Annotated in this window: 1 pseudogene; it reads left to right on the top strand. The window is 76.5% G+C overall.

Features of this window, described 5'->3' with window-relative positions:
• A pseudogene (locus AC0IW9_RS31415) lies at nucleotides 1-251 on the top strand (hypothetical protein); the annotation flags it as partial.

Genomic DNA, 251 nt, shown 5'->3' with positions numbered 1-251 from the left:
CCGCAATGCCGGGCTCGGCTACGGCCCGCCGGATGCACCCTTCCAAAGCATCGGCGAGCTCGGCGCGGGGCTCGGCATGACGCCGCCCCTGCTGGCGCGGCTGGCGCCGCATCTCAGCCTGGTCAACGACGGCGACCCGGAGCCGGGCCTGGCCGATCCGCGGGTGCTGCGCGCCCAGCGCGGGTCGCTCGGGGCGCAAGAATTCGCGGCATCGCCGCAGACCGGCCGCCGCGTGGTGGCCATCGCCGCGA

Source organism: Belnapia sp. AC561, from assembly GCF_979252845.1.
This window is presented reverse-complemented; position numbering and strand designations above follow the sequence as displayed.